The organism is Spirosoma taeanense, assembly GCF_013127955.1.
Lineage (GTDB): Bacteria > Bacteroidota > Bacteroidia > Cytophagales > Spirosomataceae > Spirosoma > Spirosoma taeanense.
This window is the reverse complement of record NZ_CP053435.1, coordinates 4,137,116-4,152,554: the sequence shown is the minus strand read 5'-3', so window position 1 is coordinate 4,152,554 and position 15,439 is coordinate 4,137,116. Positions and strand designations below refer to the sequence as shown.

Here is a 15,439-nt window from a genome sequence, read left to right as displayed (position 1 = left end):
GGGACTTTTTGTTGCCGTAAGTTTCTGGTTTCATTCTCCGCTCGGGCGCTTCAATAACTCTGTTAAAGGCGCCGGTTTACCAAAATCGGGTGAGCCATCGGCCTTCCACGTAAACCGCTGCATGCGTGGGGAGCGCCGGTCACCGCAGCCCTGGCCGGCCTGTGGGTTGGCGTGGTAAATTAGCCAGTTTTCTGTTCCATCGGGGGTGGTGAAGAAACCGTTATGCCCCACGCCATAGGTTCCGTTCGCTGCGCTCGGACCAAATACCGGCTGGGCCGATTTAGTCCATGAAGCCGCATTCATCAGATCGGCGTTGACATCAGCAGTGAGCATACCGAGCGCATACGCATCGGTACTACAATGACTGGCCGAGTACACCAGAAACAACCGGTTGTCGTGCAGAAGGAATTCGGGGCCTTCGTTGACGTAAGGAGAGCCCTGTTTCTCCCAGTCGTATTCAGGCGTGGACAGGCGCAGACGCGGGCCCTCCGCCGTCCAGGGGTCTTTCATCCGGCTGAGATATATGTTCTGTTTGCCGTTAGCGCTGGCGTTCTCCCAGCCCGACCAGGCGAAATACAGACCGCTTTGCAACTGGATAAGGGTTCCGTCAATGGCCCACCGGTCGTCAGCTAGCTGCACCTGCCCTTTAGGAATCCAGGTTCCGGTTAGCGGGTCGGCCGCTTCGTTTTCGAGTACCCACATCCGATGCGTACTGGCCGGTGCTACAACGGCAGCGTAGTAGAGATACCACTTGCCATTCACCCGGTGCAGTTCGGGCGCCCAGATGTCGCGGGTGGCTGGGGAAGCCGGTGGTGACCAGACGACCTTACTCTGCGCCGTGGCTAGCCGACTCATTTTAGCGGTTTTATACAGCCTAAGGTTGTTGCCGGTAGTGTGGGTGACGTAATAGAAACCGTCCTGATAAATAACCCACGGATCGGGGCCTGACCCCAGCAGGGGATTCTGGAAGCGCGTCGCTGTGTCGACGATTGGGCCGGACGCAGGGCCGACAACCGAGCCCGAACTAGGTGTTTTCCGGCAGGCTACTGGTCCGACCAGCAACGAAAGGATGAGCCAGCCAACGACTAAAGACGAATTTTTCATGCGTCGGGTAAGTTAAAAAAGCCGGCCCTCTGGTGGGGCCGGCTTTGGGCAATACCAACCTAATTGTAGTGGAGAACTTCACTCTGGGCGGGTCTCTGGTTATTACCAGCCCGGATTCTGTTTAATATTAGGGTTCGCATCCGTTTCGTACAGTGGAATCGGATACAACTCGCTCTTGCCTTTTTGATAGGTTGTAAAATCCGTATCAAAATCAGAAAGGTTAGCCGGCTTTTTACCGGCATCGGGTCCGGCCAGTTCGGGACCGAGGATACCGTAGCGCTTCATATCCCAGAAGCGCTGAGTTTCGCCGGCCAGTTCAACCACGCGGTCGTGGCGGAGCTGCTCGCGGAAAGCGGCCTGCGTCAACGTGAGGGGCAACTCGTTCATGTTGACCCGCGCCCGGACTTTGTTGGCAAATGGGATTCCCTGCGCCGTCTGACCGAGTTCGTTCAGGGCTTCCGCGTAAAGCAGGTACACGTCGGCTAAGCGAATGACCCGGTCGTTAATACCCGAGAAATAACTATCCGTTGCCTGGTAGTAGTTCGTGTACTTAATCCAGAACCGATCCCGGTCGGGCAGATAGTCGCTGCCGGCCGCCAGCTTTGTCAGGTCCGCATAGCTATAGCCGTGCGGTTTGAGCGTACTGCCACCGTAAAATATGGTGTAATCAAGCCGATAGTCAACCTTACCGCTTTTGTCTTTCTCCTTCAGAAACTCGTTGTAAAGCCATTTGGTAGGTTGTCCATCGCACCAGCCGCCTTTGCTGAAACCGTTGGTGTTCCGTAAACCAAAGAACTGCGCCCGCTCGGAGGACTCCGACCCTCCCGCAACGTCGTAGTTGACAGCGCCACCCACTTTACTCTCGTTTTCGTCGTAATACTGGATTTCGAACAGCGACTCTTTATTGTTCTCCAGCAGGGTCGTAAAGTTGTCTTTGAAATCCGGAACCAGGTCAAAGCGCGTCGGTGTCTTGTCGATGATCTGCTTGAAGGCAGCGGCCGCTTCGGTCCATTTGCGTTGCTGCATGTAAGTTTTACCCATCAGGGCAATGGCGCTATACTTGTGCAGCCGCCCTACGTCCTGACCCGAGTAGCTTTCGGGCAGGTCAACGGCGGCTTCCTGGCAGTCTTTAATCACCTGCGCAAATACCTCAGCCTGCGTTGACTGCTTGGGCCGATCGCCCAGCGTCTGGGAGGTAAGTACCAGTGGCACATTGCCCCAGATGTTGGCCATGTTGTAATAAAAATACGCCCGGATCACTTTGGCTTCGGCCAGTATCCGCTTTTGCAGGGTAGCGTCCATCTGGATATTGGGCACGTTCTCCAGCACCTGGCTGGTGCGATAGATACCCTGGTAAGCCGCTTCAAACGATTCCCGGTTCATGGGAATATTATAGTCCGTTACGATGAACTTGCTCAGGTTGCCCAGGTCGGTCCAGGGGCTCTGGCTATAGCCTTCATCGGAACTAAGGTCTGTCAAAAAGCGAATCCAGAGCGAGAACCGGCGATCCTGCATGCCACTGTAAGCCGCGTTAAGTCCCTTGATGGCGTCATCGGAGGTTTTCCAGAAGGTCGCCGTCGAGGCCTGGTTAGGGTTGACCTGATCGAGCAGTTTGCTTTCGTTGCAACTGAACAGGACGCCCCCGGTTAGTAGACTGGAGAGTACCAGTGTTTTCGTATTCATGGTAAAGTCGTATTGTACAATGGACGGAATGATTTAGTTAACCGCTCAGAAACTCAGTTGCAGACCGGCGCTGATAACGCGGGGTACCGGGTAATTACCCTGGTCGATGCCGCGTCCGATGAAGTTACTCTGGTTCTGCTGTCCGCTCCCTACATCCCCAACTACGTCTGGGTTGTAGCCGGAGTAGTTGGTTATGGTAAACAGGTTCTGGGCATTCACATACACCCGCGCCGAGCCCATTTTCAGGCGGTTCAGCATCGCGGAAGAGAAATTATAGGCGAGCTGCGCTGTCCGCAGCCGTCCGTAGGCGCCACTTTCCACCCACCGATCCGTGTTGAAAGCGGGGTTCAGCGTCTGATCGCCTTTGATGGGCTTGGGGGTCGTGTTCGAACTACCCGGCCCGGTCCAGAAGGTTACGTCCGACCGAACGTTCTGCACGTCGTCGAAGCGGTCGGTCCAGTTGCGGCTGCGGTTGAACAGCACGTTCCCCGACACGCCCTGGAAGAAAAGCGTGAGGTCGAAACTTTTGTACGACAGGGAAATATTGGCACCGTATTCAAGCTTGGGAAAGGGCGTACCCACAATCTGGCGATCATCGTTGTTGATCGTACCATCGCCATTGGTATCTACGTAGCGTACATCGCCGGGCGTAACGTTCGGCTGCTTCGGGCCCGCGTCTATTTCAGCCTGGGTCTGGAAAATACCGTTCTGCCGGAGCACATAGAAAGACGCCAGCGAGCCACCAACGGCCGTGCGGGTGATCTGGCCGTAACCATACAGAGGCTGGTTTCCGTTACTTGGCACCAGTTGCAGCACCTTGTTTCGGATGCTGGTGAGCTGCCCGTTGAGGCTGTACCGAAAATCACCTTTCTTGTCCTGGTAGGTCAGGCTGAGTTCAAACCCCTTATTCTCAATCTTCCCGAGGTTGTCGTAGGGGTTATCGCCCTGGTTGCCGGCCGTAATCGGCAGCGGTACGCGCAGTAGCAGGTTTTTGGAGAGCGAGTAAAAATAATCGGCCTGCAGCTGAATTTTCCCGTTCAGAAACGTAGCGTCAACGCCCACATCCGTGGTGGTTTTGCTTTCCCATTTCAGGTTAGAATTCTGCAACTGCCGGTTTGCCGCCCCCGCAACAATCACGTTACCACCGCCCAAGACATAGTTCAGGTTAGGCTGGATTGTCGGGTCAAGCGAATAGGGGTCAATTGCCTGGTTGCCCACTGAACCGTAGCTGGCCCGCAGGCGCAGATCGCCAATAACCGGGTTGTTCTGCATGAACGCTTCCTTGTTGATATTCCAGGCCGCCGATACCGAGGGGAAGTAAGCCACCTGATTGTCTTTGGGGAAGTTCGAGGACGCATCCCGACGCAGATTGGCCTGGATATTATACCGGTCGTCGTACGTGTAGTTAATCCGGCCGAGATACGAAACGATACCCGAAATCCTGGAGAAACCATCGGTGCGTGGGCTGGCCGTACCGGCTCCCTGCTGGTAGAATTCCCCAACGATACCTTCCGTATGCGAGTAGATTTCATTCTGATCAAACCGCTGCCGGGTGTAGCCGAGCAGGAGACTGATCTGATGTCTGCCGAAGGTTTTGTTTGCATTTACCGTATTCTCGATCAGGGTGTTGAAGAACCGGCCATTACGGTCGTCCAGAATCCCGTTTGGCGCACTGGGACTGTTGTAGCTGAGCGCACCAGGGCGGGTGAAATATTTGTTCTGGTAGTTGCTGAAGTCCAGTCCCACGCTCAGGCGATACGTCAGCCAGGGCAGAATGGCGTATTCCCCGTATATATTCCCCAGCAGTTTGTAGCTATTGACAAGGTTGTCATCTTTCGCCTGCTGACCAATGGGGTTCGTGCCGAAAGTGGCGTTATTGGCGCTGCCGTAGCCATACCCGCTCAGGTTATTGGGATCAAAAACCGGGATCGTGGGCGGCATCCGGATGACGTTGTCGAACGGCTGACCAATAACCCGCCGTTCGTTGGTATACGCCAGGTAAGCCGATTCACTGATCGTCAGTTTACCGCGTGTCGTACCCGCGTTGACCCGGGCCGAGTAGCGCTTGAAGTAGGGGCTCACTTCCGTTCCGTCGGGTTTGCGGCCCCGGATCGTACCGTCCTGCGAGAAGTAGCCCCCCGAAATCCGGTAGTTCGATTTGTTCGCACCATTGTCGATTCCGCCGGAGATGCTGACGTTATGGTCGGTGATGGCACCGGGTTTGATCAGCTCTTCCTGCCAGTCGGTATTATACCCGCCAGCGCCAAAATCAGGTACGGCCAGATTGCCGTTCTGGTAAGCCGCCGTCCAGGTACGGATGTATTGGTCACGGCTGGCCAGCGGCAGGCGCCTGGCAATGTTCTGGACACCGTAATACCCATTGTATTCAATCGTTGGTTTGCCTGCTTTGCCGCGTTTGGTCGTAATGACGATAGCGCCATTCATGCCCCGCGAGCCGTACAGGGCGGTGGCGGCTGCATCTTTCAGGATCGTTACCGTCTCGATGTCATTTGGGTTGAAATCGGACGATGCGCTGCCGATAATGACGCCGTCGATAATGTAGATCGGGTCCTGATTCGAACCGAAAGTGCTGGACCCCCGAATCTTGATGCTGGCCGTAGAGCCGGGTGCTCCACCCGTTGAGGCTACCGTAACGCCGGCCGCTCGGCCCTGAATCTGGTCAACGACCGATGCTGCCTGTACTTTCTTTGCCTCTGCCGTATTGACAATGCTGACGGCTTCGGTCAGGTTAGACCGCTTCTGCGTACCGTAGGAAACGACAACGACTTCGTCCAGCGTCCGGTTGTCGGGAGCCAGCTGGACGTTAATAACCGTTTGGTTACCGATGGCAACGTCCTGCCGCAGGTAGCCCACGCTCGAAACGGTTAACGTGGTGGCGCCGTCGCTCACGTTCAGAACAAAATTGCCGGTGGCGTCGGTGGTGGTGCCGGTGCTGGTGCCTTTTTCGATGACATTGGCACCGGGCAGTCCCTGGCCATTTTCGTCAGTGACCTGGCCGGTTATTCGCCGAACCTGCGGGGCTTCGGCGGAGGGAACGGCTGATTCGCCCGCTGGTGTTCCCATGGCCGGTAGCGCGTTCCCGGCCGCTAGGTTTTTTGAGACTTGCTGAGCTGCACCCGATGCCTGAATAACGAACAGCTTATTGTTCACCTGACGATAGCCTAAGCCCTGCGAATCGACCAGATGAGTCAGGGCCTGTTCGAGCGACAGTCCGGTAAAGTCAGCCTCCGTATTCCGGCCCGCCAGCAGTTGCTCGTCATAAGCGAAGTTGATGTTAAACCGCTTTTCCAGTTCGGCGAGTGCTTTTTTTACGGAACGATTACTATGACTTCGGTCGGCGAGCCTGGCAGGTTGTCGGTCTGTCGAGCTTTCAGACTTAGTTTGAGCGCGGGTCAGCAGTTGCGCAGCCGATAGCTGCGGAATGGCATAGACCCCCACACCAACCAGCAGCATGGAAAAGGTGATATACTGGTTTTTCATACAAGAAGTGTTGTTGGGTAAATAGGGTTCAGGGATTCGCAGGACAAATAGCTTCGTGCAGGATGTCAGGGGTTATGTTCCAGAACGACCCGTTTGCCGTCCTGCCGGACGGCGAGGTCGAACGTAATCGAGAGCGTGGTGAGCAGAGTTTCGATGCTTTGGTTGGTGAGGTTTCCGGTAAATCGGCGGTTGGCTAAGGTGCTGTCTTCAAAAATGATTTCAAGGCCATAAGTATCGCGAAGCTGCTGGGCAATCTCACCCAGGGCGGTATTTTCAAATGCAAACTGGTGCTGCACCCAGGACGTATGCAGTTGAGGCTTTTCGGTCCGAATGTCAACGCGCTGGATGTTCGGTTGCGTTGAGGCAAATTGTCCCGGTTTCATTTCCACAATCTGGCCGGAGGGCATATCTGGTTTGCTGAGCTGCACCCGCCCTTCAACCAGCGTAACGGCCGTCTGGCCCCGGCGCGTCTGGACATTGAACTGCGTACCCAGCACCGTAATGTCCAGACCCGACGCGTGCGTAACGAACTTTACGTGCCCCCGACGATGCGGTTTTTTGGCGACGTTGAAAAAGGCTTCGCCATCCAGCCAGACTTCGCGCGGTTTATCGCTGGGCCAGTTGCTGGCAAAGGTGAGCGTCGAATTGCCATTCAGCACGACCGTTGAGCCATCAGGAAGTTGTACGGTGCGGGTTTCGCCAAAAGCCGTATGAACGCGTTCCTGATGGGGTGAAAATTTAAACCAGATTAGTCCGGCCGTAACCAGCAGCACGACCGCTGCCGATGCGGCAACGCGCCGGTACAAGCGCTGCCCAAGCCAGCCTTGACGGGTAACCATTGGTCGAACGGGCGTTGCCGAAGCGTTACGTTCGTCGAAAGCCTGCATCAAAACCTGCTGAATGCGCTGCTGACTGGCGTCGGTCAGGTCGTGATAGGTTGTGCCCAGATGGAGCAGGAGGGAAGCGGCTTCATCAATGGCGACCTGCTGGCCGGGATGTTTGAGCATGAACGTGTGCCAGAACGTCATGCTCTGCTCATCGGGTTGAAAAACCCATCGACGGAAGGCATCGTCCAGCACAAAATCACGCACAGTAAACTGTTGGTATTGCTGCTGCATGCGGTGGATCAGGCATTTACCACCAGAAGGAAAGCACGCCGGAAACTATCCCTTGAAAATGGGAAAAATTTTGCTGGTAAAATGATAAACTGTTGTAAATTAGGGCAGCTCCCGAAGTGACACTACCAGCAAGGCGGTCAGCAAATCGGCGGGGATGCGTTTCTGGAGAGAAGCAATGGCCTTGTAAATGACTTTATAAGCCGACGTAGTTTCAATGCCCATGATGCCCGCGATTTCGTCGTAGCTGAGGTTATCAAAAAACTTCAGAAACAGGGCTTCTTTCTGCCGGGCGGGCAACTGGTTCAGTTCGTGCAGCACCGCTTCCGAGCGCTCCTTGCTGATTTGCGAATCGAGCCAGGTTGGCTCGTAATAAAACTCTATTTTAAAGTCTATTTCGTGGTTCGGCTCGTCCAGGAAACGGTGCTGGCTGTTTAGTTTCCGGACGATGTCGCGCCGAAGCGAGCGCATCAGGTAGAACTTGATCGAGTCGGTATGGCCCAGCCGTTCGCGGGTTTCCAGTATAGCCAGGAACAAATCCTGCAGGCAGTCTTCCGTCAGCTGCCGGTTCTGAGCGATTTTATACCCGTAATTGTAAAGCGCCCTGGCGTATTTCTCGTACATAAATGAATAGGCCAATTTATTACCCAGCAAAAAATCGTCCCAGATCTGGGCGTCGGTTGCCTGTTGATAATTGAGGAGGCTATCCACGGTCGGCGAGAGAAAAAAGGATGGGTAAAGCTACAATTTTTTAGGCGCAAACTTCCGGTCTTTTGTGTGTATTTTTACTAAAATATCTTTTTATTCTACCATTTAACAAGGGATAGAACACTGCGAAGATTTCTTCTGGCTGAAAAGGGCAGATGGATTTCCTCAACAACTCACCAACCGCCTGAACCCACCCGAAACGAACCGATTCTGCTGCTGTATTCATGAATTACCGGCTTACGTTGTTAAGTATTTTTATCGGGGGCGCAATGGCCTGTCAGACCGGCTCTAAACCCGACCTCTTGTTTACGCCCATCCGTTCGGCCGAGTCCGGCATTACGTTCAATAACCAGATTCATCCGTTTGAGAACGATACGCTCAACGCCAATACGTACGATCCGATGTACAATGGCGCGGGTGTAGGCGTGGGCGACTTTGACCGCGACGGTCGGCAGGATGTGTTCTTTGCTGGGAACCGGGTAACGAGTCGGCTGTATCTGAATCGAACAACGAGCGGTTCGCAAACCTTTCGGTTCGAGGACGTAACGACAAACGCGGGCGTAACGACAACGAGCTGGTGTACGGGCGTATCGGTGGCCGACGTCAATCAGGATGGCTGGCCGGATATTTACGTTAGTGTTGCCGGTCCGGATACCAGCCGGGCGGTTCGGCATAATCTGCTGTTCATCAATCAGGGCGTACGGTCTGCCGGCGCAAAGCGGGATTCGCTACCAACTTTTCGCGAGATGGCTGCTGAGTATGGCCTGGCCGACAGCGGTATGAACACCCAGGCCGCTTTTTTTGACTACGACCGCGATGGCGACCTGGACTGTTATATTCTGAACAATGCTGTGGAGCGCACCGGCCGGAACACTATCCGGCCCCGGCGTCTGAACGGGGAAGGCCCCAGCACCGACCGGCTGTATCGCTGCGATGGCGCAGGCAACCAATCGACCCAATCCTCAAACCAACGCTCGGTACACTACACGGACGTATCCCGCGAGGCCGGTATCCTGGCCGAGGGCTATGGACTGGGATTGACCATTGCAGATCTGAACGAAGATGGCTGGCCCGATATCTATTGCGCCAACGATTTTCTGTCGAACGACATCGTGTATATCAACAATCGCAACGGCGGGGTTGGCGGTCCTGCCTTTACGAACCGGGCGGCTACGTATTTCAAGCACACCAGCTACAACAGCATGGGGGTTGATATTCAGGACATCAACAATGATACCCGCCCCGATGTCATGGTGGTGGATATGCTACCTGAGTCCAACGCGCGCCAGAAGATGATGCTCATCAAGACCAACTGGGAGTTTTTTCATCTGGCGCGTCAGCAGGGGTACCAGGACGAGTACGTTCGCAACACGCTGCAGCTGAATCAGGGCGTCGCGCCGGATGGGCAGCCGGTGTTCAGCGAGATTGGGCAGCTGGCGGGCGTATTCCGCACCGACTGGAGCTGGGCACCCCTACTCGCTGACTTTGACAACGACGGCTTTAAGGACCTGTTCGTGACGAATGGCTACCGGCGCGATATCACCAACCTCGATTACGTCGCTTACCTCAATAGCCAGGCGTCGAGCTTTGGTCGGCTGGTGGCCGGGGGCAGCTCTCAAAAGCAAACGCTGGCGGAGTTGTATAAACTGCCGGACGTTAAACTGCACAACTACCTATTCCGGAACAACGGCGGAAATCTGACCTTCGAAGACAAGTCGGAAGACTGGGGACTGGGCGAGCCGACCTATTCGAACGGAGCTGCCTATGCCGATCTGGATAACGATGGTGATCTGGATCTGGTCGTTAACAACATGGACGACGAGGCCGGGCTATATCGTAACGAAACGGTGCAGCCCGATAAGCCAATCACCCGGCATTCAATTCGTCTACAGCTGCCCGCCGATGCGCATGGGCTGGGAGCGCAGGTCCGCGTCCGCACGCCCGACGGCATGATGCAAACCGTAGAGGTGCATCCAGTACGGGGCTACGCATCATCAATAGAGCCGTTTGTTCACACTGGTTTGGATAAGCATACGACCGCAACCGTCTCGGTGCGCTGGGCCGATGGCACGTATCAGGAACTCGGTTCGCTCACCGCCGACCGGCTGCATCGGATAACTTACCAGCCTACGTTGGCTTCACCCCCAGCTCCGGCTGTAACGCCAACATTGTTTTCCACCCTCGACGCAGCGGCAGTCGGGCTGACCTTCCGGCATCGGGAATCAGTCCTGAACGACTTTGAACGAACGCCCCTGCTGCCGCAGGTGTACGGCAAGAACAGCCCTGCGCTGGCCATTGCCGATGCCGACGGAAACGGTCTCGACGACGTATTTGTCGGAGCCGATCCGGAGCAGACGCGCAGTTTGTTTCTGCAAACCAGCCCCGGTCGGTTTACCGAACGCGTTCAGGGCGCGAACGACCTGGAAGATATGGGGTCGCTGTTTTTCGATGCCGACGGCGACGGCGATCAGGATTTATACGTGGTCAGCGGGGGCAGCCAGCAGCCCGACAGCAGCGCCGTGTATCAGGATCGGCTCTACCTCAACGACGGTACGGGTAAATTAACGCGGTCAGCGGGCGCTTTGCCCATAACCACTTCGTCCGGCTCGTGCGTAGTCGCTGCCGATTTTGACGGTGACGGGGATCTGGATCTGTTTCGAGCCGGGCGCGTTAAAGTAGGCCAGTATCCGATGGCCCCGCGCAGTTACCTGTTTCGAAACGATCAGGTTCAGGGTATGGCCCGGTTCACCGACGTAACCGATCAACTGGCACCCGGTTTACGGACGCTGGGTATGATTTGCGCGGCTCTGTGGACCGATTACGATAACGACGCTGACCCCGACCTGTTGCTGGCTGGCGAGTTCATGCCCATAACGCTGCTCAAAAATACCCACGGAAAACTGGCAGCCGAACGGATAACGTTGGCCGGTGAGCAACCCCAGTCTGGTTTATGGAATTCGCTGACGGGGGCTGATTTTGACCGCGACGGCGACATTGATTACCTCGTAGGTAACCTTGGCCAGAACACGCGCTACCGGGTGTCTGCCGATCAGCCCCTGCGGCTTTACGCCAAAGACTTCGACGGAAATGGTCAGCTCGATCCAATCCTGACCCATTATTTACAGGGTGAAGAACATATTGCTCCCATCCGCGATGTCTTGAACGACCAGATGCCGACGTTTGCCCGCAAACGCTTCACCAGTTTTCAGGCTTATGCGAATCGGAGTTTTAAGCAGGCGTTCGATCGCAATGATCTGGATGGCGCTACCGTCCTGACCGCCGATGAACTCAGCAGTTGTTACCTGGAAAACAAAGGCAAAGGCCAGTTTGCGCTTCATCCGCTGCCGATGTTGGCGCAGGTATCGCCCGTGTTCGGGATGCAGACCGGCGACTTTAATGGCGACGGACTGACCGATGCCCTACTGGTGGGCAATTCCTACGCATCGGAGACGTACTCAGGCTGGTACGATGCCGGGCGGGGTTGTCTGCTGCTAGGCGATGGACAGGGCCATTTTCGCGCCGTTTCACCCGACGTAGCGGGCATCCACGCCGATCAGGACGCCAAAGCCCTCGCGGCTATCTCGATAGGAGAGGAACTCTGGTATCTGGTTTCCAATAATAACGGCCCGGTTCAGCTCCTCAAACCAAAGACACCTGTTAAGCCCCAGCCCGCCCGGCCGCAAGAGCGCTACCGGCTGGTCAAACACCGCGACGGCCGGACGCAGCGGGTAGAGTTTTACTGGGGCTCCGGGTACCTCAGCCAGTCATCAAAATAAGCCAGACTATTCATCTGGCTTATTTCAACTTTTCATTGTCGCGGTGCCGGGTTGCATCGCGGATATTCTTTTTCTCTAGATTTTTCCGAAAGGCTTCCGTCAGATCAACGCCAGTCTGGTTGGCCAGACAGAGCAGAACCCAAAGTACATCGGCCATCTCATCGCCCAGGTCTTTATGTTTGTCGGATTCTTTTTCGGACTGCTCACCGTAGCGCCGGGCAATGATGCGGGCCACTTCGCCAACCTCTTCGGTCAGCATGGCCATGTTGGTCAGTTCGTTGAAGTACCGAACGCCAACGGTTTTGATCCAGTCGTCAACGGTGTCCTGCGCGTCGCGTAACGTCATAATTGAAGGCTTATCGAAATCTATTTCTCCGGCACGAAGGTGAGCGAACTGAACTGATCTTCCACGAAGGCTTCCTGCGCCATATCCTGCAGCTGACTGGCCGTAACGGCCTTGATGTCGTTGAAAATATCGTTCAGGGCTTCGACGCGGTTGATGTCGAGCAGGCTCTTGGCCATCATCAGCATGAAGCTGTTGTTGCTTTCTTCGGCCATCGCCAGTTGCCCAATCAGCTGTTCTTTCGTCTGGTGCAACTGCAGCGTCGTGAGCGGCTGTTCGCGCAGCCGTTTCAGTTCCTTCATGATCAAGGCGTGGGCTTTCTCTACTTTCTTTGGATCGGTCCCGAAATAAATACCCAGAAAGCCCGTATCCAGATAAGGCGTATAGCTAGCATCGATTGAATACACCAGACCGTATTTCTCGCGCAGATTCAGGTTGAGCCGGGAGTTCATGCCGGGGCCGCCGAGCAGATTCACGAGCATAAAGAACGGCAGCCGTCGCGGATCGGTGAGGCCATAAGCGGGCCGACCCAGAGCGCACTGAGCCTGGGTGATGGGCCGCTCCACGCGGGTCTGGCGCGGCAGATAATCCGTGGGCGTCTGGCGTCGGCGGGCCGAGTACTGCGTGGGCACGTCGCGGAAATATTTTTCGGCGACCTTAACCACCTGCCGGAACGGCAGATTACTCACCGACGCAAACACGATCCGGCTGGTGTCGTAGTTTTCGGCAATGAACCGTTGCAGGTCTTCGCGCCCGAACGAACTGACCGTTTCGGCTGTACCGAGAATATTCCCGCCCAGGGCGTGGTTCGGGAAAACCAGCTCGTCGAAATCGTCCTGGATGGCGTCTTCGGGCGAATCGTAATACATCGCCATTTCTTCGAGAATCACCCCCCGTTCGCGTTCAATCTGTTTTTCCGGGAAAACCGAATGGAACGTAATGTCGGCCAGCAGTTCGGCCGCTTTCTCGAAATGAGCGGCCAGTACCGATGCATGGAAACAGACTTTCTCTTTAGTCGTATATGCGTTTAATTCACCCCCCACCGTTTCTAAACGGGTAATGATGTGGTAGGATTTGCGTTTCTCCGTACCTTTGAAAGCCATATGTTCCCAAAAATGAGCCAGTCCCTGCTGATGGGGTTGCTCATCGCGGCTCCCGATATCAAGCATAACACCGCAGTGGGCAATCTGCGTATGCGGTATTTGTTTGTGAGCAATCCGAATTCCGTTGGGTAAGGTATAAACTTCGTAATCTTCCATTCTTTACCATTAACGCAGTCATTGAGATGCGTTTGTCGTACTGATGATAACCGCAACCAATCCGCCCCGGTTCCTGATTATTCAAACCGCTTTCATCGGTGATGTGATTCTGGCAACGGCGCTTCTCGAACAGCTTCACCGCCTGCAGCCCGACGCGGTTTTAGACGTGCTGGTGCGCAAAGGTAACGAGAGCCTGCTGGCTAACCACCCGTTCATTGGCGAGGTGCTGATCTGGGATAAGAAAGGCGGTAAGTACCGGGATTTATTACGTTTGATCCGGCTCGTTCGGGCGCGCCGGTACGATGCTGTTCTCAATCTCCAGCGCTTTGGGGCCACTGGTTTGTTAACGGCCCTGTCGCAGGCGGGTGTGACCGTTGGCTTCGCCAAGAACCCATTCTCGCGTTTCTTTACCTATAAGATAGAGCACCGGATCGAGCCGGGCATTCATGAGGTAGACCGTAATGCTGGTTTTCTGCGCCCATTTAAGTTTGCGCCAACCGTCCTGGAGCGCGTGCGCCCTAAACTATACCCATCTCCGGCCGACTATGACGCTATAAAAGCCTACCAAGATCGACCTTACATCTGTCTGGCGCCGACCTCGGTCTGGTTTACCAAACAGTACCCTACCGATCGCTGGGCCGAGCTGATCGCCCGTTTTCCGCAGGACACGACAATATACCTGCTGGGGGCGCCATCTGACGCTCCGGCCTGCGATGCCATTATCGCCCTGTCCAAACGAACAGGAGGTATTCAGAATCTGGCTGGAAAGCTAAGTTTGTTGCAGTCGGCGGCTCTGCAGCAGGGCGCACGGATGAATTACGTCAATGATTCAGCACCCCTGCACCTTTGTTCGGCCATGAACGCTCCTACGACGGCGATATTCTGCTCAACCGTACCCGAGTTCGGATTTGGCCCGCTGGCCGACGTATCGCGGACTGTAGAAACGCTTGAACCACTCGACTGTAAACCCTGTACCCTGCATGGTCGGTCGGCCTGCCCACTGGGGCATTTTCGCTGCGCCTGGAGCATCTCAGTGGCTGAGCTTGCGGAACTGGAATAACGCGTATAGGTTTCAGCGTTCCTTGCCGGGGGCATGGGTGCCGTTACCTGCAGCGGTTTTTATTCATAGAACCGTGCCCAGTGCTTCATGGTCCAGAGCACAATCCGATCGGCCAGCTGGGGGAAATAGCGGTTCATATAGTAGTTCAGTTTACCCGCCGGCGACAGGATCGTTTTTTGCCGACGCTGACGGATATGCCGCAGAATAGCCTGCGCGACCTCGGCCTGGGTCATTTGCCACCGTGGATTCCGGTAGGCAATCGGCACGGGCTGGCCGGTAGCGTTGAGCACGCGCTTGTCGGGGTCGTTAGCCGTAAAGCCGATATGGATAACCCCCAGGTGAATGCCCGTGGGGTAGAGTTCGAGCCGGAGCGTATGGGCCAGGTTGACAAGCGCGGCTTTGCCGGCGCAGTAAGCCGACCCGCTGGGCATACCGTTCAGCGCCGAGATACTGGAAATGAACGTAACGCAGCCTGCCGATGCCGTAAGGTAAGGCAACGCTGCTTTGAGGGGGTAAACCGATCCATAAACATTGCTGTCCAGAATGCGCCGAAAAACTTCGGGGCGCAGGTCGGAGAAGTAAGCCCGCATGGAAATGCTGGCGTTTGTGATGAGGATATCGATGCGTCCGTAACTGCGAATCGCCGTTTCAACTATCGTTTCGCACTGGCTGTAGTCCGTTACGTCGGCCAGACAACTGACCACCGAATAGCCCGCCTGGCGCAGTTCACACTGCGTTTGTTCCAGCCGTTCCGGATGCAGCCCGTTGAGCACCACCTGAGCCCCCTGCTGGCAGAGCGCGCGGGCCGTTTCCCGGCCAATCCCCGACTCTGAACCCGTGACGATGGCGACCTTGCCGATCAGATTACCCCGGACGGTGCCGGACACAGG

The 15,439-nt window shown here is 55.6% G+C and carries 10 protein-coding genes; 2 read left to right on the top strand and 8 right to left on the bottom strand.

Going from position 1 to position 15,439, the window contains the following annotated elements; all coding sequences use genetic code 11:
* Positions 1-30 precede the first annotated feature (30 nt).
* The 5 genes from HNV11_RS17340 to HNV11_RS17320 form a co-directional block, all read right to left on the bottom strand.
* A complete protein-coding gene (locus HNV11_RS17340; RefSeq protein WP_171740857.1) occupies positions 31-1,104 on the bottom strand; it encodes a glycoside hydrolase family 43 protein in 1,074 nt (357 codons plus the stop codon).
* A gap of 102 nt (positions 1,105-1,206) precedes the next feature.
* Positions 1,207-2,787 carry a RagB/SusD family nutrient uptake outer membrane protein gene (locus tag HNV11_RS17335; RefSeq protein ID WP_171740856.1) on the bottom strand — a complete coding sequence of 527 codons (1,581 nt, stop codon included), beginning with the start codon at positions 2,785-2,787 and terminating at the stop codon, positions 1,207-1,209.
* Positions 2,788-2,832: 45 nt separating this feature from the next.
* Positions 2,833-6,288 (bottom strand): SusC/RagA family TonB-linked outer membrane protein, encoded by a 3,456-nt coding sequence (locus HNV11_RS17330; protein ID WP_171740855.1) that lies wholly within the window; start codon positions 6,286-6,288, stop codon positions 2,833-2,835.
* 65 nt (positions 6,289-6,353) lie between these two features.
* Complete coding sequence (locus tag HNV11_RS17325) at positions 6,354-7,406, bottom strand: FecR family protein (RefSeq protein ID WP_171740854.1); 1,053 nt, start codon at positions 7,404-7,406, stop codon at positions 6,354-6,356.
* A 99-nt stretch (positions 7,407-7,505) separates the two neighbouring features.
* Entirely contained in the window at positions 7,506-8,114 is a 609-nt protein-coding gene (locus tag HNV11_RS17320; protein ID WP_171740853.1) for an RNA polymerase sigma factor, read from the bottom strand.
* A 221-nt stretch (positions 8,115-8,335) separates the two neighbouring features.
* Between HNV11_RS17320 and HNV11_RS17315 the strand changes: the two genes are divergently transcribed.
* Complete coding sequence (locus HNV11_RS17315) at positions 8,336-11,887, top strand: VCBS repeat-containing protein (RefSeq protein WP_171740852.1); 3,552 nt, start codon at positions 8,336-8,338, stop codon at positions 11,885-11,887.
* A 19-nt stretch (positions 11,888-11,906) separates the two neighbouring features.
* Here HNV11_RS17315 and HNV11_RS17310 read toward each other — a convergent pair whose 3' ends face one another.
* Both HNV11_RS17310 and HNV11_RS17305 read right to left on the bottom strand, forming a co-directional pair.
* Positions 11,907-12,233, bottom strand: a complete 327-nt coding sequence (locus tag HNV11_RS17310) for a nucleotide pyrophosphohydrolase (RefSeq protein WP_171740851.1) — start codon at positions 12,231-12,233, stop codon at positions 11,907-11,909.
* 20 nt (positions 12,234-12,253) lie between these two features.
* Positions 12,254-13,489 carry a M16 family metallopeptidase gene (locus tag HNV11_RS17305; protein ID WP_171740850.1) on the bottom strand — a complete coding sequence of 412 codons (1,236 nt, stop codon included), beginning with the start codon at positions 13,487-13,489 and terminating at the stop codon, positions 12,254-12,256.
* Positions 13,490-13,532: 43 nt separating this feature from the next.
* Here HNV11_RS17305 and HNV11_RS17300 point away from each other — a divergent pair, with 43 nt between their 5' ends.
* Positions 13,533-14,549 carry a glycosyltransferase family 9 protein gene (locus HNV11_RS17300; RefSeq protein WP_171740849.1) on the top strand — a complete coding sequence of 339 codons (1,017 nt, stop codon included), beginning with the start codon at positions 13,533-13,535 and terminating at the stop codon, positions 14,547-14,549.
* A 59-nt stretch (positions 14,550-14,608) separates the two neighbouring features.
* Here the strand turns inward: HNV11_RS17300 and HNV11_RS17295 are convergent, their stop codons facing one another.
* Positions 14,609-15,436 carry an SDR family oxidoreductase gene (locus tag HNV11_RS17295; protein ID WP_240163526.1) on the bottom strand — a complete coding sequence of 276 codons (828 nt, stop codon included), beginning with the start codon at positions 15,434-15,436 and terminating at the stop codon, positions 14,609-14,611.
* Positions 15,437-15,439: the final 3 nt, after the last annotated feature.